Here is a 23,302-nt window from a genome sequence, read left to right as displayed (position 1 = left end):
GAAGATTTCATGATGTAGCCTCGTGAAGAAATCGGCGATCGTCGACTTACTCCATGGTAACTCGTCGTAGACGCGGAGTGATTCAAAGTTGACCTGCGTCTTCACGGCCCTTTTTGGGCCGCGTCCGCACGCGATGGGGGACCCCCGATCTGACTCAGACTACTCGTCGTGTGGCGGACACGAGCGGCGCCTCCCATTCCGCGAAATCGACGAGTTAGGACGGAAATGGGAACCGCCCGAGGCTCCCACGCAAGCGCTCATCCGACGGAAGAATAGCCCCGCCACTAGACCAAAATGAGGTGCCGAAACCGCTCCAAACGCCGACTACACCACGATGGCGACTGTTTACCGCCATCGCAACCGTAGACGACATCCCGCGAATTCACCCGTGAGCGCGTCTGACCAGCACTCGGGTTGGGGCCTCGCTGCCCGACATCGACCGTCACCATGGCAACTCGCAGGTATGGCGCCTCACTTCACGCGCAGGCGATCCGCCTGCAGCAACTGCACTGAGGTCAGCCATTCAGCCCTCGCCGACGCTGCTCCCCGCGCCCTCGATCCTGGTCGGCTTGACCCCGACGCCAGCGCGATCGTGGCGGTCCGCGTCGACCCGAGCGCTAGGGACCTCCCTGGTCGCGCCTCCCAAAGGACCGAACCCTGATGGACATGTCGCCCGGAGCCAGACAAACCTGTCGGGTTCGAGCGTGCGTCGTACCCGTTGCGCCTGCGTCGGCGCGTTGGTATGGTCGTCCCGGGCCTTGTGAGAGGGGCCAGACAACAATTCAACCCTGCCGTAGGCGGTCACGTCTGGACTACCTATGGCCTGCCGAGCAAAAGCCGGGGCTCGGTCAGTAGCGGAGTGGTCTCTCACCCGCTCCGCGCCCGCATGCCGGAAACGATCGCCGCATGCAACACCACCCTCAATCACCGACCATCCCTGGCACGGGCGTGTCATGGCCATCGTGACCCCCAATGATCTCGGCGCTCGCGTCCGCGAGCTCCGAGAGGCCCGCGGCCTCACCCATCGAAGAACGCGCGTCGATCGAGGCCAGCCCGATCGGCGACGGTCGCCAGTGGGATGCCCTTCTCCTCGGTGAGCCGCTTGAGGTTCTCCGACACGATCTCGTGCAGGGGCCGGTGTTGCACGCCTGCACCATACCCAGGCGCGTAGCGCGGGATCTGGAATTTCTGGGAACGCTACAGGGCGCCCCTGAGACGTCGATCTACGAGTCACGCGGAAGCCTGGCGTCAGCTCACAGGCCGAGTTCCTGGGCGCGACCTCCCGCTGGCGCGGATCCGCGACGGCGCGTGAGCACAACCGGCCGCGCCACTCCCCGAGTCTCGCCGCCGGGTGTTCGCGGTCGACGTCGCGTCGAAGCGTCGGCTCACAGACCGAGTTCTTGCTCGAGGGCCGCGAGAGCTTGGGTCCGGCCGCGGTGGAGCCTCGATCGAACCGTGTTGTAGGGGACGCTCAACTCAGCGGCGATCTCGACAGCCGAGAAGCCCTCGAGCCAGAGCGCGACAACCTCCCGGTACGAGTCCCAGACCGACTCGAGCGCCCGGACGAGCGCCTCGCTGCCGGCCGCGAGCATCAAGATGCTGTCGGGGCTCGGGCCATCGGCGGTGGGGGTGTTACCGAGCTTCTCATCGCCGGCATCGCGCAGCGGCTCGATCAGAGCGCGACGAGACGGACGTCGGCTCCGGCGCAGATCCTCGGCGACCTTCTTGCGCGCGACCAAGAAGGCGAAGCTGCGAAGTGAGCAGCGACCTTCGTAGTAGCGGATGATGTCCACCCAGGTCGAGGCGGCAAGATCCTCGGACTCGTGCCTGTAGTTGCGGCGGCGGAAGTAGCCGACGAGAGCTCGATTGAGTCGCCTGAACTCGGAGTCGGAGAACCGGACGGGCTTCACCACAGACATCGCTGGGGAGATACCATGCATGATCGTCGATCTGGCTGGACCGAACATCTGGTTGGCTCGTGGTTTCGCTCAATGGATCGCCCACAGCCCCGGTGGTCCGCTTGTCAGGCTCATGCACTGTCGCTGAGGAGAGGGCGTGTGGAGGACGAGTCCGGGCAAGCTGGCCGTGGTCGATGGACCGAAGAGCCTATTCATTCGTGGGGTCCTGCGATGGACACGGCGGTGTTTGGCCGTGCTGACCATGTCGTCGAGCTGGTCGCAGAGTCCATCGGCGAGGACGCAGGCGATGTCGCCGACAAGCTACTGGCCGAGCCCGGGGGCCGCCGCTACCTGATCCTCGACAGTCTTGCCCAGACCCGATCGTCGACGGTGTTCGCGGCGGTCGATCAAATCCTCGCCCGCGCGGTCGCGCTGAAAATTCACCACACGACGGAGGTCGTCGCGCGACGACAGCTGATGTTCGGCAACCGCGCCATGGCCAGGCTCGACCACCCCAACGTGGTCCGCATCTACGATCTCGGTGAGCACGAGGGCCAGCTGTTCACGACGATGGAGTTGTGCGATGCGAACCTGCGCGTGTGGGCCCCCGGGAAGTCGTGGCCGTACGTGCTCGAGCGGCTCGTCGAGGCGGGTCGCGGGCTGCAAGCCGTTCACGCCGAGGGCCTGGTCCACGGCGACGTCAAGCCCGGGAACATCCTGATCAAGGATGGGGCCGCGAAGCTTGCCGATCTCGACTTGGCGGCGATCGACGGAGGTCTGGGGCTGTGGGTCCGCGGGAGCGCTGGCTACATCGCGCCCGAGGTAGGTAGTGGGCTCATCGGGGTCGCCGCGGATGTGTTCGGGTTCGCGTGCACGGTCTGGGCGAGCGTCTACGGTGCTCCGCCTTTCGGGGCATCGACCGGGGAAGATGGGGAACTCGAACGGTTGATGGATCGGGCTCGAGAGGGGGCGGTGCTCCCGGTGGAGGATGGGCGCATGCCTGACCTGACCCGGTTGCTCCTGCCCGCGCTGCAGCCGCGACCGGAGGACCGAATGGACTTCGACGAGTTGGTCGCTCTGCTCGTGACAGTGGTGCAAGGGGAGCCACAGAGCTCGGACGCAAAGTCGGTGAAGGACGGTTGACCCCGATCCTCTGGACGCTGAATGCCATCGTACGTCACGCGTTGTTGCCGTTGGCTGGGCTTTCGCGGTCGATGGGCGGCCGATGATCCCCGAAGCCAGAGCACGACTTGGGCCGCGCGAGCGTGACGACATCGCGCTCGTGTTGCTCGACAGCGATGATCCCGGAGGGGGTGCCTACTCGCAGAACCTCGTGGTGGGTGATGCGAGCCCTACAGCGGGGCGAACTCGGTGCAAGTAATGTCCGTTGCATTCCGCCTGCAATCAGTGATTCCAAGCACTTAGACCCCAGTTGCAGGCGCAACCCCAGTTGCAGCACGAGCGGCTTGCAAGGGACATGAGGTTCACCCACCGTGCAACTGCAATCACCGGCGTTGCATCGGCTCGTGTCGCGATCCTTGGAGCCGCGCTGCCTCCGATGATGAGTAGGTCCACCATGCAGCACCCTGTCGACGCAGCGATCGACCCCCTCGCCGCCAGCAGTCTCATCAGCTCGATCTCCGAGTCAGGTTGTCGTCAGCTCGGCGCCGTCGCACTCGCCGTCGCCGTGGGATCGCCCCCGAGGTTGGCCGGCTCTCGAGCACCGCTGGAGGCTGGCAATCACGGGTCGAATCCACGCTTCCGAGACCCGCTCGTCTGCTGTCGGATATGCAAGCCACAACTGAAGATCGGTCTGCCGCCAGATGGCGGCGGTGGGTTGTCGTGGGGAACCTACCCGTTTCGGCGCCCGCGACAGATTCTTGGCGGTTTACATCCGAAGAGTCGCTCTCACGCACGTGGAGGGCAGTTTGGAGGCCGAATTCGGGTGGTGGAGAACGTGCGTGGGGAGATCGATATGGGCGTGCGTGGACAAATTCGCGAGCGTCCCACGCGCATTCACGTGCCTCTCCACGCCAAGGTGCTACGCCGAAACCCATTGGCGATGGACTGCCTCCGCTCCGCTCACGCAGCGGCCGGAGCACTCACGGATGAGGTCCCTGATGCGTAGCGAAGAACAAGCGATCGAAATTTTCACGGCCGACCAGCTCGCCGAGCTTCTCGGCGTCAACCGCAAGACGATCTACGAGGCCGCGAGTCGCGGGGAGATCCCGCACCGTCGGCTGGGCCGACGCCTGATCTTCGAGCGGGGATCCGTGCTACGTTGGCTCCGCCAAGACGCGCCATCGGAGGAGAACACCGATGAGCGTTAGGAAACGAACCTGGCGGGACAAGCATGGCCGCCGACACACACGCTGGATGATCCACGTAGAGCACACCTGGCCTGACGGCCGCAAGCAGTCCATCCGCAAGGTCTCGCCCGTGCAAACCAGGCGCGGCGCCGAGGCCTACGAGCGGGAGGTCCGCAAGCTGCTGGCGTCCGGCTCGTGGAAGGAAGGAGATCGCAAGCAGACCCCGACCCTCGAGGGCTTCGCCGAGGAGTTCCTCGCGTACCAGAAGACCCTCAACAAGCCGTCCGAGCTAGCGAACAAGGAGATGATCCTCCGCGTTCACCTGCTCCCGGTCTTCGGCAAGCGCCGGCTCGATCAGATCGACGAGCGGGCGATCGACGCCTACAAGGTCGAGAAGCTCGACCAGGTGACCAGGCGGGGCAAGTCCTACAACCCCAACACCGTCAACAAGCACCTCAAGCTGCTCGCGCGCATCCTTCGGGTCGCGCGCAAGTGGAAGCTGATCTCGGACGTGCCCGAGGTCGGCCTGCTCAAGGCACGCAAGACCGACTTCGACTTCCTCACCTTCGAGGAGGCCGACGCGTTCATCGCCGCGGCGAAGCAGCACGCTCCACACTGGCACCCCTTCGTGGTCGTGGCGCTGCGGACCGGTCTTCGGATCGGCGAGCTGATCGCGCTGCGCTGGCGCGAGGACATCGATCTCGCGCGCGGTCGTGTGACCGTGCAGCAGTCCTACAACCCGCACAACGGCTTCACGTCGACGAAGAACGACAAGATCCGCGAGCTCCCGCTGACGTGGGACGCGGTCGCGGCCCTCGAAGCCCAGCGCGAGCTCGTCGATGTCGACAGCGAGCTCGTGTTCCCCGGAGCGGACGGCAAAGTCCTGTCCGCGAACAAGACCAACGAGGTCCTCGCGGAGATCTCCGAGGCCGCCGGCATCCGCCGGATCCACAACCACTGCACGCGTCACAGCTTCGCGAGTCACGCGGTCATGCGCGGGATCCCGATCCGCCAGGTCCAGGAGTGGCTCGGTCACGGCTCGATCGTCGTGACCATGAGGTACGCGCACCTGGCCCGAGGCTTGGGCGACGAACTGATCCGTCGCCTTGCTCCGCAGCCCGCTGCAGATCTGCAGCACACTGACGACCCACAGAATTCGGACCCCTCCGAATTCCCACCCCTACACCCCTCTAACAACACGATCCTACACTAATCCCAGACCCTGCTAGGCTGTGATAGGGTGCCGGCCCCATGCCGACACAAATATCTCAGGGTCTTGGCGTTGCGATTGTGCTGTCATTGAGTGTGGCCGCGTGCGGCGACGATCGTCCAGATGACGGCAGCGGCGAAGTCGGTGATGGCGACGAAACCGGCGACGGCGACGGCGACGGCGACGGCGGTGTTGGCGACGGCGACGGCGACGGCGACGGCGGTGGTGATGGCGACGGCGACGGCGACGGCGACGGTGACGGCGACGGCGATGGGGACGGAGACGGCGACGGGGACACCGACGCCTGCGCCATCGTGTATACCCCCACGATCTACGTCGACAACGAGCTCCCCGGTGACTGCGACAGCTACGACCCCACAGCGCGTGCGTGCGGCATGGGCAGCGACGTGGCCTTCGCTACGCTTGCAGGCGCCACGGCTGTGGCCACGGCTGGCGACGCCGTCGTGGTTCGGGGCGGTAGCTATGAAGAACCGTTGATCGTGCAGAGCTCGGGCACGCCGGGCAACTACCTGGTGTTTGCGGCGTACGAGGGCGAAGTCGCGACGATCACCGGCGCGAACCTCGAGCCCGCCGTCGACCTTTCTGGCCAGTCCTATGTGTTCATCTCGGGCCTGGTCGTCGACGAGGTCAAGCGCTGGCTCTACGCCCGCGGCACCAGCCACAGCGTCCTGTGTGACAACACCTTCACCCGGGCCCTGGACGGCGGCGGCAGCTCGAAGACGGGGCTGTTCTTCGAGGAGGCCGACGACAACAAAATTATCGGCAACTTGATAGAGGACAGCACCCAGGACAACCTCGCCCTGCACGCGTGCGATCGCAACGTGATCGCCGGTAACACGATCCGCACCGCCGCCCACACGCTGTGGGCGATCAAGTGCGGCAATAACAACATCGTGCGCGGCAACCTGTTCGATAACGCGGATCAAAAAATCGGCGAGATCTACGACTGCGACGCGTCGGGCTTTGATCACCAGATCACGGCATTCGACGCGACCCGGCGCAACCTCGTCGAGGCCAACACCTTCGCGCTCGCGGTCAAGTACTACAGCACCTCGGGCGGCAACGGCATCCAAAACGCGGGGCAGTACGGTGTTTTTCGCGACAACGCGTTCTACGACACCAACGGTGGCCTTGGCCTGCAGCGCTACAGCGACGAGGCCAACTTCGACACCCACAATCGGATCTACAATAACACCTTCTACGCAAACGAGTGTGGCGGGGTCAGCGTGGGCTCGGGGGCGCCAGGGCAGCTCGAGGACAACTTATTTGTCAACAATATCCTGTTTGCAAACCTCGGCTGCGAGGGCGTCGGGCCCGCTCAGATCGTCTATCGCGGGCTCACGGGCTTCTCGTTTGTCAATAACGCGATCATGGGCGCGAGCGTGGGGGACCCCGTGATCGAGGAGCTGTTTGGGCCCGCGGGCACCCTTGCGTCGTTCGAGGCGAACTACCCGGCGCTGTTCAGCGACAACCTCGAGGTGGACCCGATGTTTGTCGACGCGGCTGGCGGTGATCTGCGGCTCGATCCGGCCAGCCCGCTGATCGACGCGGGCGCGTTTCTCACGACCACCGTTGGCGCCGGGCAGGGGACGAGCATGGTCGTCGCCGACTCGGGCTGGTTCTTCGATGGCTACGGGATCGCGGGCGAGGTCGGTGATCTCATTCAACTCGACGGCGGCACCGAGCGAGCGCGGGTGCTTGCGATCGACGATGTGACGCACACGCTCACCCTCGACACCGCGCTGAGCTGGGGTGATGGTGTTGGGGTCGCGCGGGCCTACGAGGGCAGCGCGCCCGACATCGGGGCGCTCCGGATCGGCATGTAGGGGCTGCTAGATTGCCCTGGCGGCCAGGCGAGGGTGCTGACCCCGCCTGACTGACGCGAGACACAGAACCTTGCCACGGACCTTCTGTCCTATCTCCCCCCGGAGTGACATCATGAATCGTCGCCTCCCTTGTCTAGTCGCACATCTTGCTCTCATTTCCTGCAAGCCCACTGCGAACGTCGAGGTGCCAAGCTCTGGGCCACGCCTCGAGTCGCCACATGTGGTGGTGGAGCGACCCAAGGTTTACACGCCGCCGCCGCCGGCCCCTGGGCCTCTCGATATTGCACAAGTCGAGTTGGCTCTGCTGAATTCGGATTTCTCAGTTAAGGATGTCCACGCATTCCGGCAGTTGGATTATCGCGGTGGTCGGTGGTATGATGTTGTTGTATTTGCTACAAGCGGGTGGATGTATTGCACGATGATAGCTGATGAGGATGATTGGGACGACTGTGAGCACAGTCCGGTCAGCGTTCCCTACATCCCGTGGGAGGCAGAGGATATTCTCGGTGTTGCGGTGGTGTCCTATACGGATCCAGGGCGGCCTCGCCTTGAACGGGCTCGTATGTCATTTCGTGCCTGTGAGGCTGACGACTTTGGTCGTTGCGGAGAACCTGTCGACGATTTTGAGAGCTGGGGTTTGGGAAGGTCGGTCGCGGATATCTCGGTCGAGCAGTTGGAGGTGGCGGACGTGGATGGGGACGGGGCGGCTGAGATCGTGCTGCAAACAAGCCATGTAGCCCTCGATGACGACTACGAGCTCACCGAGCCGTCGGATGATTACCGGAGCTACTATGCCGAGAGCTACGCTCAGCGGAGGATTACAGTGCTGCGGCCAAACTTGACCCGGCAACTCGACGCGATCATCCATCAAGAGATGCGCCCGTCAATTCTCGGTATGTACGCCGATCGGGAGATCGCTGGGGAGCAGGTCGAGTTGACGCCCCAGGGGGTGACGGCGACGTGGTGCGACATCGAGATGAACTCGAACTACATCGTGCAGGACTGCCTCGCGGAAGTTTGCTCATCTCCCACCTCCAGGGTTCACCTGCCCTATGACTTGGCTACGGATAGCTACGAGGAGGCTGCCGTCGAAAAACTGCGACCGGAGATCGATTCCTGCGATCCTCCATGAGCTGCGAAGACCTCTGCTCAGTCGACGCGAGGGTCGGCAGCGCAGCGGAACCCCGGGCGCCGGCGGGGTAGCTCCCGACTGGGGCGAATCCGGCGTGACCGTCGTCAGTCCTGAAGTAGGGCCTGTATTCGCGCAGGCACGACGCCTCGGCGCAGTCACCCGGACGGACACGCCCGTGGTGCAATGCCTCGCGCCGCCTGGCTTGGCCTTTTCGCCGAGAGCTTTGTCGCCAAAACTTGCAGTACGCCCGGTACAGCGGCGTTTTGGCTTCGCGCCCTCGGCGAACTGCACCACGGGCTGCTAGCAGCCCGGGGTGCAATCCCTCGCGCCGCCTCGCTTGGCCTTTTCGCCGAGGGCTTTGTCGCCAAAACTTGCAGTACGCCCGGTACAGCGGCGTTTTGGCTTCGCGCCCTCGGCGAAAATTCCGGCGCGAGGCGACACGATGGATTGCACCCCGGGCTGCTAGGCATGGAGATCGCCGGCCATCATGTGGTCGTGCTCGATGTCCTCGGCCGACTCCTCGCCGTCGAGGGCCTCGAGCTCGGCCTCGGTAAACAGGCGCTTCATCGCCAGGCGCAGGGGCACGAGCAGCGCGATCAAGATCGGGAACAGCAGCCCGAGCGGGCTGGTCTTGAGCACCCACAGCGCGATCAGTCCGCCGAGTTGGATGATCGTGAACAGGTGGATCTTGCGGCGCGGGACGGTGCGGATGTAGTGGGTCTCGGGATAGAGCGAGCGATCGGTGAACCACAGCCGCGCACGATCGGCGAGCTCGTTGCCGTTGAGCGTGGCAAAGCCCATGTACAGGAATAGCCCGAACAGCACCGCCATCGGGATCAGCTTGATCAGCGGCAGGATCAGGATTGAGCCGGCGATCAGCACGTGGATCATCAGGGGCGACACCCGGTTCTCGCGCACGGACACGATCCGCTCGCGGATCGCTCCGCCCTCGGCGACGACCTCGGTGTCGGCGAGGCTCTTGACGTGGTTGAGCGCGTGGACCGTGGCCGCGACGATCCACGGGAGCCCGAAGATCGAGCACGCGACCGTGATCGCGCCGACGACGAGCAAGTCGAGGTGAAAGCCCGGGCCCTTCTCGAGCTTGTGGCTCTTGGCGTTGACGAGCCGCGTGGAGATGTTCTGGTCGAGGAACAGCAGGATCGTCGCGAGCAGGGCAGGGCCCGAGGCCGCGAACATGACCCAGGTCGGGACGTCGCTCAGATCGACCTGCCACGGGCGGCCGGACGTGGTCGCAACGGTCTCGGGGATCGCGGCGCCCTCGAGCTCGACGTCGGGGAAGAGCAGCGCGACCCCGGTCATCGCGGCGATCGCCAGCGCCGGGCCAAAGTCGGACACCATCTCGCGGACCCGCCGGTGGAGAAAGGGCGTGTGCAAGAAGCCCTTGAGCGAGCGCGCGACGAGGTAGGTCCCGACCGCCAAGATCAGCGACAGCAGCGCGGCGGCGATGTCCGAGCCGTCCTCGGTGAATCCGAGCGTGACTGACTTCACGGCCTCGACGATGAAGATCACGGCGATCAGGGCCGCGAAGATCTCGTCGGTGAAGCGCGTGAAGTAGCGCATCAAGAAGCTCGCGTCGGTGATCGAGAGCAGGACCAGGAACAGCCCGGACCACAGCCCGACCCAGCCGTAGACCGGCAAGAAGGGCAGCGAGAGCTCGACGCAGGTCGTGTACAGCAAGCCCGTGAAGATCACGATCGGCCCGGTCCCGCCGAGGAGCGTGAGAGGCTGGCCCGCGCACAGCGCGAACAGGATGCCGCCAGCCGCGGTCGCGACGATCATCTCGACCGTCCCGATCTCGCCGCCCGTGACCAGCCCGGTCAGCCCGCCAAACGCGATCGCGTTGGCCAGGCAGGCGAAGAACAAAAACAGGGTCGAGCCGGCGACCTTGGGGTGGAGGCCGTCGCGCCAGTCGCTGAGGTAATGGGGGAGGCGTCGACGCAGGTCGTTGCGCAGGCCGCCAGCGAGGCGCCCGGTTCGAGTCATGCCGTCGTCTTCGATTGGAACTTTGTCGTCTTGGGTCATTGCTATCGCCGTCTTCGTACTCGTGAACCACGCGCGCGCCCTCTAAATGGGCACACGCTCCGATGTCGTCAGCGCGAATCAACGCGCGACGAGCCGCCTTCAGCCGCGAAGGACGGCGGGCGGACGGAAGGGTGGGTCGGAGTAGCCGGGACGCGGCGATCGACTCTGGTAGACAACGTGGACGATGGGCGCCGCGTGGGCGCTGGCGTTCATCCCGGATCCGAGGGCCCGGTCATCGTCGTCTTCGCTCGAGCTGCGGTCTTGGGACTCACGCTCGCAGTGCTCGCGCTCGCGCTCGTCCTCTTGCTCACTCGTCACCGACTTGTCGTCGTCGTCGAGCAGATTCGGCCATGACGGACCGGCGACGCTCAACAAGAGGACTGCCCAGAGCAAGAACGCTGTGCGGATGGCGCGCAAGCAGCGCAATAATGCGATGATGTCCGGGAGCTTGCAAGCAGATTTGCGAGCGCCTCTACGCTCGGCCGGGCCGCGTCCGCGGCATGGATTGGGTCGCGCGGATCGCGGTTCGGATTCTCGGCCGGGCCGGGGTGCTGCTGCTGAGACCAGGCGGCGGGCGTCGCGTTTTGCACGGGCTCGGTTGCGCGCGGGCCGGTCGGGTTCGCGCTCCTCGAGGTCCACGGCGGTTACCTGCGCGGCCTGTGGGAGACCGTCGCTCACGAGATTCCGCACCCGAGCCGGGCCAATCAGTCGTTGGCGTTGCGCCTCGCCCGGGTGACGATGCCGCATGACTCGGCATGGCCTTGGGACCTCCTGCCTGTTTCTCATCGCCGCGCTCGCGCTCGCGCCCGGGTGCAAAGACGACACGCCCGCCGACACGGGCACCGGCACGTCCGGCGACGGCGACGGCGACACCGGCGACGGCGACGGCGACACCGGAGACGGCGACGGTGACCCCGGCGACGGAGACGGAGACGGAGACGGCGACGGCGACGGAGACGGCGACGGCGACGGCGACGGCGACACCAAGCCGATGGCCCCGCCGTGTCCGTACACCCCCGTCGACAACCCGACCGGCATCTCGACCGAGCTGATCGCCAGCGGAGTCGGCGAGCCCCTGCTCGTGACCGGGCACCCGACCAAGCCCGACGAGCTCTACATCGTCGAGCGCAACGGCGACATCCTGGTCATCGACATGAACACGGGCGACGAGCAGCCAAACCCCTTCTTGAGCGTCGACGTCACCACCCAGAGCGAGTTTGGCCTGCTCGGGTTCGCGTTTCACCCCTACTACCCCGACGATCCCCGCGTGTACATCAACTACTCGCCGCAGGGCGAGAGCATGACCCGAATCTCGGAGTTCATGATCGACCTCGACGCCAACGAGGCCATACCCAACAGCGAGCGGGTGATCCTCGAGCTCCATCAGCCAGCGTCCAATCACGACGGCGGCATGATCGCGTTCGGGCCCGACGACTACCTCTACATTGGTATGGGCGACGGCGGCGGGGCCGACGACACCTTCAATACCGGTCGCGACTTCCAGGTCTTGTTGGCCAAGATGCTGCGCATCGACGTCGAGCCGACCGGCAACGCCGACAAGGATCCGGTCTCGTGTGAAGGTTGCCCGCAGTACGGCCCCTTCGACTACGGGATCCCGGCCGACAACCCCTTCGTCGACGATCCCGAGGTCGCCGACGAGGCCTACGCGCTCGGGCTGCGCAACCCCTACCGCTTCGCCTTCGACGGGGAGACCGGCGAGCTCTACGTCGGCGACGTCGGCCAGAACCTGCGCGAGGAGATCACGGTCGTCGAGGCCGGCTCGGATCACGGCTGGAGCGTGATGGAGGGCTTCGACTGCTTCCAGGGCAGCCCGTGCATTCCCGGCAGCCCGATGACCGCGGGCCAGGTCAACGACGACGGCCTGACCTACCCGATCCACCAATACAGCCACAGCAACGGCAATTGCTCGGTCACGGGCGGCAACGTGTACCGCAGCTGCGAGGTGCCCTCGTGGAGCGGGACCTACTTCTTCGCCGACTACTGCAAGGGGCGCGTCGACGCGCTGACCTGGGACGGCAACACGGCCACGCTGCTCGACGACGACGGCGAGGTCCTCGACACCCCGGTGTTCGACAACGTGCTCGGCTTCGGCGGCAACGCCTGGGGCGACGTGTTCATCACGACCGCCAACGGCAGCATCTACCGGATCGTGCCCTCGCTGTGACGGCTGCGGACTCGACGGAGCGCGTGCTCTACCGCGCGCGCTCTGACTTTCAGGACATCGTGCTCGCCCAGGAGGCCGACGGGCACATCAACCTGACCCTCGATCAGGTCTGGCAATTTCGCTCGCAGGACGAGCACGTGTTCCACGAGGTCCTGGCCGACACGCCGATCCTGATGGCGGCGGACCCGGCCCGGGTCTTGATCCTCGGCGGCGGCGACGGCCTCGCGCTGCGCAATGTCCTGCGCTACGAGGAGGTTCGAGAGGTCACGCTGTGCGAGCTCGATCCGCTCGTGATCGAGATGGCCCAGACCGTGCCCGCGCTGGTCGAGCTGAGCGAAGCCAGCCTCGCGGACCCCCGCGTCCGCCTGATCATCGGTGACGCGCTCGAGTTCATCGAGACCCGCGGCCCGACCTACGACGTGGTCATCTGCGACTTCCCAGCCGAGACCCGGCCCGAGCTCTCGCGCCTGTTCGGGCCAGCGTTCTTTCGCACGCTCGCTGGGCTGACCCACGCGCAGACCGTCGTCGCTGTTCAGGTCAGCCAGGATCCCGCGGGCTTTTGGCGGATCTGCGACAGCGTGGAGGCGTCGTTTCCGTGGATCCACCCGATGCTCGCCAAGCTCGACGTCGACGGCGAGGATGACGACTGGGCCGACTTCGTGATCGCGAGTCAGGCGCCGAAGGTCGCGCAGCGTGAGCCCGCGAAGGGGCTGCGCTTCTTGACCCGCGAGCGCGTGGCTCGGCTCCGGATCAAAAACCGCAGCGGCGATCGCTTCGAGACCCTCGAGTACGGGCTCGAGCCCGACTTTGGCTAGCCCTGGCCCGCTAGGAATAAAAGGCGTCAGCCCAGGCTCGATAGTCGCGTAGCCCGCTCTCTTCGGGCAGCCAGGCGGGCGCGGCCAGCTGCCGCTTGCGGGTCCACATTTGCATGTGCTCGTCGGTCGCCGCCATGAGCTCGGCGTGACCGGAGCGCTCGATTGGGGGCTCGATCAGGGCCAGGGGAAAGGGTCGAAAGATCGCGGGGAGGCGGGGGCGCTCGAGCTTTTGCATGCTGTAGACGACGTGGAGGTCGAGCTCGTTGGCCGCGCGCGGAACCGCGAGCATGAACTGATTGACCACGATCCCCATGCTGTCCACGGTCGAACGAATGTGCTGGTAGCCGAGGCCGACGGTGCGGACCTCGACGTGGGTCCGGACGTGCCCGTCGGGCACCCCGATCAGGCGAAGCAAGCGCCGGCCCGCGGGGGTGGCCGGGTGGCGCATGACCAGCGAGGCGTGGATGCTGCTGGCGTCGATCGTGAGCGGGTCGACGGGCTCGACGTCTCGCTCGGCGTGGAGCGTGGTGTTGTGACCGATGTCGACGGCGTGGACCTCGAGCGGCTCTTCCATGGCGAGCGCGAGACGCTCGGTGCGGATGCGGTAGGGCAAGAAGGCCTCGTCGTCGAGCTGCGGGAGCTCAAAGCTCGGGCCCGAGCCATCCGGCGCGTACCAGCTAAAGACCATGCCCGCGAGCTCGCGCACGGGGTGCACGCCCAGGCGCATGCAGACCCCCTTCGCGCGGGCCTCGACGCACTCGCCGTTGGGCTCGAAGCGCAGCCCGTGGAGCGGGCAGCGGATGCGATCGCCCTCGAGGGTGGCGCCCTGGCCGAGGTGCGTGCCCACGTGGGGGCAGTGGGCGTCGGTGACCACGAGCTGGCCGCTCGCGGTCCGATAGACCACCCGCGAGGAGTCGGCGATCTCGACGCTGTGGACCTCGCCGGGGGCGAAGGTCTCGGCGAGGCCCACGAAGATCCAGGAGCGCGGTGGCGTGCTTCGCATCGCGCGGCGGAGCTTATCAGCTGCCCGGCGCAGGGGGGCTCTGCGCGCTGGCGCCGACGACTTCAGAGCCCTCGGCGAACAGCCCCGCGAGGCGCTGGCCCCCGGGCGCTCAGTCTGCGGGCGCTCAGTCTCCGAGCACCGAAACGGCCTCGCGGGTGGTCTCGACCCGCTCGGCGAGCGTGGCCTCGGCCTCGTCGAGCTCATCGCGGATGGCTTGAAGCTGGTCCTCGGTCTCGAGCAGCCGCTCGACGAGCGGGCGCTGCTGCCCGGCGCCCTCGCCCCCCGTCGCCTGGAGGTGTCCACGCAGCCGCTCGATGTCGGCCTCGACCGTGGCGAGCTCCGCCTTGATTCGCGCGACCTCGGCCTCGGCCTCGTGCTGGGCGGTCAGGCGCGCGAGGGTGGCCTTCATCGCCTCGCGCTCGGCCTCGGTCAGGGTCGCGGCGACCGAGAGCGGCTCGATCTGGGCCTCGCTGAGGTCGGCGACGTTGGTCCTGCGCGACAGGCCCTCCTGGATCACGACCTTGCGCCCGTCGATGCTCGCGCTGGCCCCGAGCTCGAAGATCGCCAGGGGGTGCTCGCGCTCGGCGTCGAAGTCGACGGCGTCGGCGCCCTCGATCGTGGTGTTGCTGCTCGCGTTGATCTTTACGTGGACGTGGCGGGCCTGGCCGCTGCGGTTGTCGAGGTCGAGCACGATCGTGGTCGTGCGCAAGAAGTGCTCCTCGAGCCGGCCGCGGGCGTACACGAGGCGCTTGGGCTCGTCGCTCGAGTCGCGCTCGACGATCGTCATCTCGGTGTCGGGGTCGTCGCCGATCCCGAGGAAGCGGCGCTGGCCAGGCTTGAGCCGGGGCAGGACGGTCTCGCCCGCGAAGCCGCCGTCGCCGAACACGCCGAGGGTTCCCTCGGGCAAGGTCTGGGCCGTGCTGTTGACGACGCGGATCGCGTGTCGGGCGGTGCCGTTGGCGAAGCTCGAGAACCAGGTGATCGCGGCCGACTCGAGCTCGGACTGGAGAAAGGGCACCATCGCCGAGCGCCCGGCGCCGAGGTCGAGGGGCTGGCCGGCGCCGTAGACGAAGGCGGTCTTGGTCTCGCGGCCCGAGCCGGTCGCGAGCTCGGCGAGGTTGCCGACCGAGAGCAGGTCGCTGCGTCCGGTCTGGGTGCTGCGCACGGAGGAGACTCGCGTGCCACGGGTGCCGAAGCCGCTCCCGCTGCCGCGGCCGTAGGCCGAGCTGCTCCCGCCGTAGCTCCTGAGCGTGTCGAGGTCGAGGAAGTCGCCCCACATCGCGTCGGGCGTGGTGTCGAGCAGCTGGGGCACGCTCGACAGCTCACGATCGGGCACGACCAGCTCGCGTCGCTCGTAGCGGGGCGCGGCGAGAGGGAACAAGAAGGAGTCGGGCCGACCGTTGACGAGCTCGAGATCGATGTCGTCCCAGTCTTCCTCGGTGTCGTTGTGGACCAGCGCCCAGCCCTGCAAGGTCGCGGCCTCGTCCGCGTCGAGGACCAGGCGATAGCTCGCCCGCCAGACCGGCGACTCGGCCAGGTAGCCGATCCTCAGGTCGGCGCCCTCGCCCTCGAGCTCGAGCTCGCCGCGAGTGTTGCTGCGCAGGGCGACGGTCGCGTCGAGGGCCGCCTGCATCCGGGCCCGGACGCCGGGATCGACCGGGGTGATCTCGTCGATCGCCGCGACGTCGACTCGGCGATAGCGCCCGGTCCGGGTCACGAGCAGCGCGAAGGTTTTTTCAGGGACCGCGCCGGCCTGCTCCGCCGTGCTCGGCCCCGGGTTGTCCTCGGTCGGCCGGACCCCGAGCAGGTCTGGGTCGGGCACCCCGATCACATCGACGAGTCGGCCCCGCACGCGGCGAGCTTTGTTCTGGTCGATGATGATCTCCTGGCCGCGGAGCCCGAGCAGGATGTCGTGGACGCGGATCGGCGCGTCGGACTGGGGCGGGAGCCCGGCGCGGGCTCGGGCGACCGCGGGGCTCTGGCGGCTGTCGAAGGCGACCGAGCGAACCTCGCCGTCGGCCCCGAGCACGACCAGGCTCTTGAGCGCGTCGTCGAGGTGGCCCGAGGGCACGGGCAGCGTGGCCCCGGCCGGGCCGCCGAGCTCGCCCGCGCGCTCGTAGTAGCCCACGCCCGTCTCGTAGAGCCTGAGCTTGGTCAGGGGGAGGGCGCGCTCGCGCGGGGCGGTGGCACAGGCACAGGTGAGCAGGGTTAGGGCGAGACAGATCGGGCGGAGCATGGGGCTTGGCGAGACACGACCAGGACGTCGAGGTTCCCTCGGCCCGTACTGTGCCACAGATTGACCGTCGCGCGTGGCCTGCACCACGGGCTCCTGGCCATGCCACCTACGGAAGCGCGGCTTCGAGCTCGGCGAGGCTGGGCACGCCAACCTTCACAACCTCGACGCCGGGCGCGACGAGCATCGTCCCGGGCAGGCTGATCGAGTAGCTGCCACCGCCTTGGTCGACGCCGAAGGGGTACCAGACGTTCGAGAAGTCGCTGAACGCGACGATGCCGTCCTGGCTGAACTGTTGGGCCCACGCGTCCACGTCGGCCTGAGACGGCGGGGCACCTTCGGCGTCCTGGCTCATGTAGGTGAGGGTGATCAGGCCCTGGGCGTCGTAGGTATCAAACAGGCTAGCGACTTCGGGCGCGTGGGCCATGCAGGCGACGCACCACATCGCGGCGTACTCGAAGTAGATCGCCTCGTGGCAAAAGTCGTAGACGCGGACCGCATCGCCGTATTGATCGCTGAAGATCCAGTCAGGCAGCACGGCGCCAGCGCTGACCTGGCCCGGAGACCACGCGCCCGGCACGATGTCGTCCTGGCAGCAGCCGATGTCCCAGCCGCCTGCGTAGGGGGTGCCGCCGATGCAGTCGCCGTTCTCGTCGCCGTTCTCGTCGCCGTCGTCGCCATCACCGTCATCGTCGCCGTCGTCGCCGGGGTCGCCATCGCCGTTGGGATCGCCGTCGCCGGGGTCGCCATCGCCGTTGGGATCGCCGTCGCCGGGGTCGCCATCGCCGTTGGGATCGCCGTCGCTGGGGTCGCCATCGCCGTCATCGTCGCCGGGGTCGCCATCGCCGTCATCGTCGCCATCGCCGTTGGGATCGCCGTCGCCGGGCTCGTCCCCTTCACCCGTGTCCTCTCCAAGGCTGGTCACGCCGTCATCGAGCGTGTTCGAGCCGCCGTCCTCGGGGACGCAGCCAGACATGGCAAGAGCGGCGCTGAAGCTCAGCGACACCACGACGACAACGTTGTGCGATACCACGAGTCAGTTTTGGCAGACAATCCGGAGGTATCAATCGATAAAGTCAGTCGGCGACCGGCAAAGATGCGCCATCATGATCTGATGTGCATCGATTCGAGCACGAGATTTTGCGCCGACCGGGACCAAATTTTGCGGCCGGCCTGACCACCGCGAGCAGAGCACAGCCGCCCGACATCAGGCCCACGCAGACGCGCTGCGCAAGGAGCTCGCGGTCGCGTTGTCGCCTGTGCTCGATGACCACCCCGACACCTGCGTGGTCGAGGCCGTGGTCGGGGTCATGCCCGGGTCTCGAAGACGTCGGGGTCTGCGTCGCGCCCTGACTCGGAGGTGGGCGATCCAACGATCACTTGGCGCGAGTCGCTCGGGCCCGGTACATTCGCTAGCAGGCTGCTAGCGTTAGCAGGCTGCTGAAAACCCCAACGCGACCCAGAGTGCGTCACTGGCGTTCGAGGCCGCGAAGACAAAACGAAGTTGTATCGGGCCATACTGCGAGCGTTTGGCGAAAAGGCATCGGAGGTCAGCAGCCTGCTAGCAGCCCGGGCTGTTAGCTCACGTCAGCCAGCAGTGACTCTGCCGCGCGGGCTTCCTCGGCCCTTTGGGTTTTCTCGGCCATTTGGGCCCCGACGCCGGGCGAATGCCCCGAGGTCTCCGGCACCCAAATCCGGCTGGACATTGATGCGGCTGCTTGGGAGACTCCGGGCCATGCGGACGTCTCTCCTGGCTGGATTTGGATCTCTTGCTTGTTTGACTCTCCTGGTCGGCTGCGGCGGCGAGGGCGAGGTCGCGGGTCGCGACACCGGCATCTCCACGTCCGCGTCCGCGTCCGCGTCCAACGGCGACGCCGAGACCAGCGGAGACGGCGGCACCAGCAGCAACAGCAGCAGCAATGGAGACGGCGCCACCGGAGATGGCGACACCAGCGAAGGCGAAGGAGACGGCGACGCCGACACCGAGGGCAGCGGCGGCAACCACAAGTGGGACGTGACCGCGGTCCCCGACGGCAACCACCAGTGCGGCAGCGGCATCGGCGGCGACACCGAGTTCTCCTACATCTGGATCGCCAACTCGTCCCAGGGGACGATGACCAAGCTCAACACCGAGACGATGGTCGAGGAGGGCCGCTACTACATGCGCCCCGACGGCGGCGGCAGCCCCTCGCGCACCACGGTGTCACTCAGCGGCGACGTCGCGATCTCGGCCCGCAGCAACAACGGCGGCGTGTCCAAATTCTGGGCCCAGCTCGACGACTGCCAGGAGAGCAACGGGATGCCCGGCATCCAGACCTCGACCGGGGCCAACGACATCCTCGCCTGGGACGTCGAGGAGTGCCGCGCCTGGCACAACCCCTTCGAGGGCAAGGCCTACTGGTCCAACCGGCCGATGGCCTGGGCGCCCGGCGACTTCAACGAAGGCACCTGCGAGTACGAGAACGAGAAGCTGTGGACTTCGGGCTCGTACCAGGGCGGCACCGAGGTCCTGTTGTTGGACGGTGAGACCGGCGACATCGACGAGACCATCAACATCCCGCAGGTCGGCAGCTCGTACCTCTACGGCGGCGCGGTCGACGGCGACGGCAACTTCTGGGGCCTCCAGAACAGCCAGCGGATCGTCCGCGTGGATCGCGAAGACTTCACCGTCCAAGACTGGACCCTGCCAGGCGGCGGGCCGGGCTACGGCATCGCGGTCGACTCGCAAAACCGGATCTGGACCTGCGGTGGCGGCCACGCCTCGCGCTTCGACCCCGAGACCGAGACCTGGCAGTCGACCCCGGGCGCGTCCAGTGGCATCGGCGGGTGCATGACCGACGGCGAGGGCACCCTCTATCACAGCCGCTACTCCCAGGGCGTCATCATCGCAATCGATACCGACACGGTGATGCCCTACAAGGAGTACGTCATCCCGGCCTACGTCCACGGGATCAGCGTCGACTTCACGGGCAAGGTCTGGGGCGTCACCTTCGCCAGCTCGCAGGCCTTCCGGCTCGACACCGAGACCGAGGAGGTCGAGACCTACGGCGGCCTCGTCGGCGCGTACACCTACAGCGACATGACCGGCTTTGGGCTCAGCTCGGTCGTGGGTCAGCCCAGCGGCTGAGCGCGCGCTCGAGTCAAAAATCAACCTGAACGCCGAGGCTCGGGTAGATCGGGAGGCCGATCAGCGAGCGCCGCTCGGCCCAGTCCGAGGTGTAGATCCAGACCTCGGGGTACAGCCGGTTGTAGACGTTCTGGACGTCGAGGTAGGCGGTCACGCTGGTCCGGTCGAGGACCCACTGCTTGTCGAGGCGCAGGTCGAGCTGGTGGAACAGGGGCTGGTAGGTGGTCCCGCGCGGGGCCCGGATCGGGCGGTAGCTCCACCTGCCGTTGTTCGAGCCTATTTGGCGCCCGACCACGGGGGTCTCGGGGTTGCCCGAGACCAGGCGAAAGCGCAGGCCCAGGCGGAAGCCGCGGGGCAAGTTCGCGCTCAGCAGGGCCACGAAATTGTGGCGCTGATCGAACACCGCGGGCAGCCAGCTGCCGTCCTCGGTGTCGACCCGCGCCCACATCAGCGTGTAGCCGACCCAGCCGTCGACGACGCCCGACACGAGGCTGCGGCGCAAGAGCAGCTCGAGGCCCATCGAGCGGCGGCGGCCGTAGTAGTAGGGATCGCGGCCGGTCCGATCGAGGGTCTTTGGCAGGCCCTCTCGCCAAAAGCCGGTCGCCCGGGCCTCGAGATCCCAGGGCAGGTCGACGCGGACGCCGGTCGAGGCGTGGATGACGTAGGTCGCGCTCGAGGACCGATCCTCGGCGTCGGTCTGGATGCCGGGCTCGAAGTAGGTGAGCAGATACTGGGGCACGTCGGCCCGGCCGTCGCCGATCTCGCCATCTTCGTCGATCAGATCGGAGTCTGCGGTCCGGACCAGGACGACGGGCGTCGAGTACATGCCGAGGGCCGCGAGCAGCTCGACGCGCGGGTGGACCGGGCCACGCAGATCCACGCGCGGATCGAGGCGCAGCTGGGGGTAGCCCGAGTACGCGAACAGGTTGGCCCGGGCCGCGGGGACCAGCCGCCAGGCTCCGAGCTCGAGCGGCACACCAAACCACATGCCGAGCCGCATCTGGTCCCCGCGCGAGTTGTCGACCCTCGGCTCTGCGTACGGCACCTGCTCGCCATCGAAAGTATAGAAGACCTGCTCGACGCGCTGTTGTCGGCGCCAGCGCTCGACGACGAGGTCCGAACCGAACTCGAGCTTCAGCCAGGGGAGCTGGGTGCGTCGGGTGAACGCCGCCCGCAGCGAGTAGACCTCGGCGACGCGGCGGAGCTCGCTGTTGCCGCGGATCAGTCGCGAGCCGTCGAGGCGCAGCGAGGGGCTCACGAGCATGGTCCAGTCCTCGCTGGACCGGCGGTACTCGAGGTCGAAGCGATGAAAGGAGGCGCCGAAATCGAACAGCTCGTCGTCGGTCAGCCGATCCCCGGCCCCGAGCGCCCGGACCGTGAGCTCGTGACCCGGGCGCAGGGGGTAGTCGAAGCGCGCGAGGTAGTCCCAGAAGTGGGGGCTGCCGACGGGCAGCGCGTCGATCGCCCGGAGCACGTCGCCGACGTGGCTGCGGCGGACGCCGACGTGAACCGAGCCCTTGCCGACGGCGCCCGACACGGTCGTGCCGAAGTCGAACAGGTCGAGGTGGGCCTGACCGTGAATGCCCTCGCGGCCCCCGGGGCGGCTCTCGATCTCGACGAGCCCGCCGCCGAAGCTGCCGTAGGCCGCGGAGTAGTTGCCCGGGCTGAGCTGGACCTGCGCGACCATCGGGGGCGAGAGCACGCTCGCGATCGGGAGCACGTGAAAGGCCCGGGGCACCGGGTGGCCGTCGACGTAGAGGCCGGCCTCGCGTGGATCTCCGCCGCGGAAGCCGATCAGTCCGAGGCCGAGGGGGCTGCGGGCGACGCCCGGGAGGTTCTGGGCGGCGAGCAGGGGATCGTCGCCGCTGCCCGCGTAGCCGCGGCCCTGTTGACCGTCGAGGACGTGCTCGGGCTCGACGGCGTAGTCGGGCTCGGGCTCGCTCTCGACCACGGTCCGGTAGTCGCTGCGGAGGTCGGGCCGAATGTAGAGGTCGAGCTCGTCCGTGCCGCTCGCGCCGTCGAGCGCTGCCCACTGCTCGAAGCGGGTGTAGCCCGGCGCGACGACGACCACCCGGACCTTGCCAGCCGGGACCTCGTCGATCACGAAGTGGCCCTCGGTGTCGGTCTCGGCTCTGCGCATCCAGGCGATCGCGTCGGGATCGAGGGGCTCGTGTGCGCGCTTGCCAGGTCGCGCGCTCGCGGGCGCGTCGACGATCAGGACCACGGCCCCGGCGACACCGCGGCGCTCGCCGCCGGCCTCGATCACCCGGCCTGACACACGGAGCTCGACCGCCGAGCGCTCGTGCTCGGGCGGCGAGGCCGCGGCGACGCGCGCGAGCAGGCTGGATCCGAGCACCAGCGCGGCCGCGAGCGAGGTCGGCGCGAGCCTTCGGACCACCGTCATTGGATCTCGAGCTCCAGCCAGAGGACATCCTCGGCGCCGCGCATGTCGTAGGTCACCAGGACCACGCGCGCGGTGCCGGGCCCGGCGGCGTCGTGGACCTGCAGCTCGATCGAGTCCATCGCCAGGAGGGCGGGGCCCTCGATCCTGTCTCGATCGAAGGTGAGCGCGCCGGCCGTGGACACGCGCAGCCACAGGGTCTCGAATACAACCGTGAACGCGTCGGCGCTCGGGGTCCACGGGTTGAAGTAGAGCTGAGCCAGCTGCTCGTTTGGGTCGGCGACGACCGTCAGGTCGAGGACATCCCCGGGCTCGACGCTGACGGGCCCGACGAAGCTGCTGGCCGCGACCTCGACCGGCGCCTGGGCCTCGCCGTTGATCGCGAGCTCGACGTGGTCGACGACCGGCGCCCGATTGGCCTGCTGGGCGTAGACGGCCGCGGGCAGCTGTGTGGTCGCGAAGGGCGTGCTCAGGCCCTCGGACTCCGCGTGGACCAACATCGTCCAGTAAGGTCCGACGCTCCCGTCGAAGCGGACGAAGCCGCAGTCGGGGGCGATGACCCCTCGCACGCGGCGGGTCGACCAGCAGTCCTCGGCTCGCTGACCGTTCCAGGCGACCACGGCATAGACCGCGAAGTCGCCCTTGGTCAGCGTTCCCTCTCCGAGCGCTGGCGTCGTGAACTCGATACCGCCGCGGCCCTCGCCGAGGCGGCAGCGCGAGTCGGTGGTCCAGTCGTCGAGCTCGTCACAGGGCTGGTCGTAGACCGGGTCGGCGAACACGATGTTCTCCGACCCGCCCTGACACGGGCCCGCGCCGCAGTGAAGCCACACGCTGTCGAGCGCCGCGTCTTCGAGGGGCAGGCCGCTCGGGTCGACGACCACGACCTCGAGGCGCACGCGGTCGCCGGGCAGGAATTCCGAGATCTGCGCCTCGCTCGGGAACAACACCCGCTCGGGCGCGAGGGGGCCGAGCTCGACCACGCGGACCTGGGCGGAGATCGGCTCCGTGGTCGTGATCTCGCTCGCCGGTCCGACCTCGAGCAGGCCGCAGCTCGCGCACAGCGCCGCGGCGAAGCTCGTCGCAGCAACTCTAGCAGCCC

The 23,302-nt window shown here is 67.4% G+C and carries 17 protein-coding genes; 8 read left to right on the top strand and 9 right to left on the bottom strand.

Going from position 1 to position 23,302, the window contains the following annotated elements:
• Positions 1 to 1,017: 1,017 nt before the first annotated feature.
• Both ENSA5_RS39060 and ENSA5_RS03255 read right to left on the bottom strand, forming a co-directional pair.
• Positions 1,018 to 1,146, bottom strand: a complete 129-nt coding sequence (locus ENSA5_RS39060; protein WP_258182713.1) for a hypothetical protein — start codon at positions 1,144 to 1,146, stop codon at positions 1,018 to 1,020.
• Positions 1,147 to 1,385: 239 nt separating this feature from the next.
• Complete coding sequence (locus ENSA5_RS03255; RefSeq protein WP_181197318.1) at positions 1,386 to 1,919, bottom strand: RNA polymerase sigma factor; 534 nt, start codon at positions 1,917 to 1,919, stop codon at positions 1,386 to 1,388.
• Positions 1,920 to 1,934: 15 nt separating this feature from the next.
• On the opposite strand from ENSA5_RS03255, the gene ENSA5_RS03250 reads away from it, so the two are divergent.
• The 5 genes from ENSA5_RS03250 to ENSA5_RS35515 all read left to right on the top strand — a co-directional run bounded on the left by ENSA5_RS03250 (position 1,935) and on the right by ENSA5_RS35515 (position 8,396).
• Positions 1,935 to 3,041, top strand: a complete 1,107-nt coding sequence (locus ENSA5_RS03250) for a serine/threonine-protein kinase (RefSeq protein ID WP_106390105.1) — start codon at positions 1,935 to 1,937, stop codon at positions 3,039 to 3,041.
• A 977-nt stretch (positions 3,042 to 4,018) separates the two neighbouring features.
• Positions 4,019 to 4,228, top strand: coding sequence for a helix-turn-helix domain-containing protein (locus ENSA5_RS03245; protein WP_106390082.1), 210 nt, complete (start codon positions 4,019 to 4,021; stop codon positions 4,226 to 4,228).
• A gap of 46 nt (positions 4,229 to 4,274) precedes the next feature.
• The gene (locus ENSA5_RS03240) at positions 4,275 to 5,420 is read left to right on the top strand and encodes a tyrosine-type recombinase/integrase (protein ID WP_258182712.1); all 1,146 of its coding nucleotides are present in this window, start codon (positions 4,275 to 4,277) and stop codon (positions 5,418 to 5,420) included.
• A 92-nt stretch (positions 5,421 to 5,512) separates the two neighbouring features.
• Complete coding sequence (locus ENSA5_RS03235; protein WP_106390080.1) at positions 5,513 to 7,264, top strand: right-handed parallel beta-helix repeat-containing protein; 1,752 nt, start codon at positions 5,513 to 5,515, stop codon at positions 7,262 to 7,264.
• Between the two features lie 226 nt (positions 7,265 to 7,490).
• Entirely contained in the window at positions 7,491 to 8,396 is a 906-nt protein-coding gene (locus tag ENSA5_RS35515; RefSeq protein ID WP_181197317.1) for a hypothetical protein, read from the top strand.
• Between the two features lie 462 nt (positions 8,397 to 8,858).
• Here ENSA5_RS35515 and ENSA5_RS03225 read toward each other — a convergent pair whose 3' ends face one another.
• Together ENSA5_RS03225 and ENSA5_RS36935 are read right to left on the bottom strand one after the other, a co-directional pair.
• Entirely contained in the window at positions 8,859 to 10,439 is a 1,581-nt protein-coding gene (locus ENSA5_RS03225) for a sodium bicarbonate transporter family protein (protein ID WP_106390078.1), read from the bottom strand.
• A 99-nt stretch (positions 10,440 to 10,538) separates the two neighbouring features.
• The gene (locus tag ENSA5_RS36935) at positions 10,539 to 10,757 is read right to left on the bottom strand and encodes a hypothetical protein (RefSeq protein ID WP_181197315.1); all 219 of its coding nucleotides are present in this window, start codon (positions 10,755 to 10,757) and stop codon (positions 10,539 to 10,541) included.
• Between the two features lie 427 nt (positions 10,758 to 11,184).
• Between ENSA5_RS36935 and ENSA5_RS03205 the strand changes: the two genes are divergently transcribed.
• Together ENSA5_RS03205 and ENSA5_RS03200 are read left to right on the top strand one after the other, a co-directional pair.
• Positions 11,185 to 12,624 carry a PQQ-dependent sugar dehydrogenase gene (locus tag ENSA5_RS03205; RefSeq protein WP_181197313.1) on the top strand — a complete coding sequence of 480 codons (1,440 nt, stop codon included), beginning with the start codon at positions 11,185 to 11,187 and terminating at the stop codon, positions 12,622 to 12,624.
• On the top strand, positions 12,621 to 13,439 hold the full coding sequence (locus ENSA5_RS03200) for a spermine/spermidine synthase domain-containing protein (protein ID WP_181197311.1): 819 nt from the start codon (positions 12,621 to 12,623) through the stop codon (positions 13,437 to 13,439). The genes ENSA5_RS03205 and ENSA5_RS03200 overlap by 4 nt, the downstream gene beginning before the upstream one ends.
• 10 nt (positions 13,440 to 13,449) lie before the next feature.
• Here the strand turns inward: ENSA5_RS03200 and ENSA5_RS03195 are convergent, their stop codons facing one another.
• The 3 genes from ENSA5_RS03195 to ENSA5_RS36930 all read right to left on the bottom strand — a co-directional run bounded on the left by ENSA5_RS03195 (position 13,450) and on the right by ENSA5_RS36930 (position 17,651).
• Positions 13,450 to 14,442, bottom strand: a complete 993-nt coding sequence (locus ENSA5_RS03195; protein WP_181197309.1) for a Rieske 2Fe-2S domain-containing protein — start codon at positions 14,440 to 14,442, stop codon at positions 13,450 to 13,452.
• A 124-nt stretch (positions 14,443 to 14,566) separates the two neighbouring features.
• Positions 14,567 to 16,678 (bottom strand): DUF4139 domain-containing protein, encoded by a 2,112-nt coding sequence (locus ENSA5_RS03190; protein WP_106390073.1) that lies wholly within the window; start codon positions 16,676 to 16,678, stop codon positions 14,567 to 14,569.
• Positions 16,679 to 16,784: 106 nt separating this feature from the next.
• Complete coding sequence (locus tag ENSA5_RS36930) at positions 16,785 to 17,651, bottom strand: TlpA family protein disulfide reductase (RefSeq protein ID WP_181197307.1); 867 nt, start codon at positions 17,649 to 17,651, stop codon at positions 16,785 to 16,787.
• Between the two features lie 801 nt (positions 17,652 to 18,452).
• On the opposite strand from ENSA5_RS36930, the gene ENSA5_RS03180 reads away from it, so the two are divergent.
• Positions 18,453 to 19,802, top strand: coding sequence for a Vgb family protein (locus ENSA5_RS03180; protein WP_106390072.1), 1,350 nt, complete (start codon positions 18,453 to 18,455; stop codon positions 19,800 to 19,802).
• Between the two features lie 13 nt (positions 19,803 to 19,815).
• Here the strand turns inward: ENSA5_RS03180 and ENSA5_RS03175 are convergent, their stop codons facing one another.
• Entirely contained in the window at positions 19,816 to 22,200 is a 2,385-nt protein-coding gene (locus tag ENSA5_RS03175; RefSeq protein WP_181197305.1) for a TonB-dependent receptor, read from the bottom strand.
• 2 nt (positions 22,201 to 22,202) lie between these two features.
• A partial coding sequence (locus ENSA5_RS36925) for a hypothetical protein (RefSeq protein ID WP_181197303.1) occupies positions 22,203 to 23,302 on the bottom strand: 1,100 nt, incomplete at its 5' end.

Source organism: Enhygromyxa salina, from assembly GCF_002994615.1.
Classification (GTDB): domain Bacteria; phylum Myxococcota_A; class Polyangia; order Nannocystales; family Nannocystaceae; genus Plesiocystis; species Plesiocystis salina_A.
The sequence above is the reverse complement of the archived record's forward strand: the minus strand, read 5'-3'. Positions and strand labels throughout refer to the sequence as shown.

Excerpts from the sequence above, each read along its gene's own strand:
- ENSA5_RS03195 (WP_181197309.1), bottom strand. The coding sequence starts at position 14,442 with ATGCGAAGCACGCCACCGCGCTCCTGGATCTTCGTGGGCCTCGCCGAG.
- ENSA5_RS03225 (WP_106390078.1), bottom strand. The coding sequence starts at position 10,439 with ATGACCCAAGACGACAAAGTTCCAATCGAAGACGACGGCATGACTCGA.
- ENSA5_RS03245 (WP_106390082.1), top strand. The coding sequence starts at position 4,019 with ATGCGTAGCGAAGAACAAGCGATCGAAATTTTCACGGCCGACCAGCTC.
- ENSA5_RS03190 (WP_106390073.1), bottom strand. The coding sequence starts at position 16,678 with ATGCTCCGCCCGATCTGTCTCGCCCTAACCCTGCTCACCTGTGCCTGT.
- ENSA5_RS03250 (WP_106390105.1), top strand. The coding sequence starts at position 1,935 with ATGCATGATCGTCGATCTGGCTGGACCGAACATCTGGTTGGCTCGTGG.
- ENSA5_RS36930 (WP_181197307.1), bottom strand. The coding sequence starts at position 17,651 with ATGTCTGGCTGCGTCCCCGAGGACGGCGGCTCGAACACGCTCGATGAC.
- ENSA5_RS03205 (WP_181197313.1), top strand. The coding sequence starts at position 11,185 with ATGACTCGGCATGGCCTTGGGACCTCCTGCCTGTTTCTCATCGCCGCG.
- ENSA5_RS03255 (WP_181197318.1), bottom strand. The coding sequence starts at position 1,919 with ATGTCTGTGGTGAAGCCCGTCCGGTTCTCCGACTCCGAGTTCAGGCGA.
- ENSA5_RS03240 (WP_258182712.1), top strand. The coding sequence starts at position 4,275 with ATGATCCACGTAGAGCACACCTGGCCTGACGGCCGCAAGCAGTCCATC.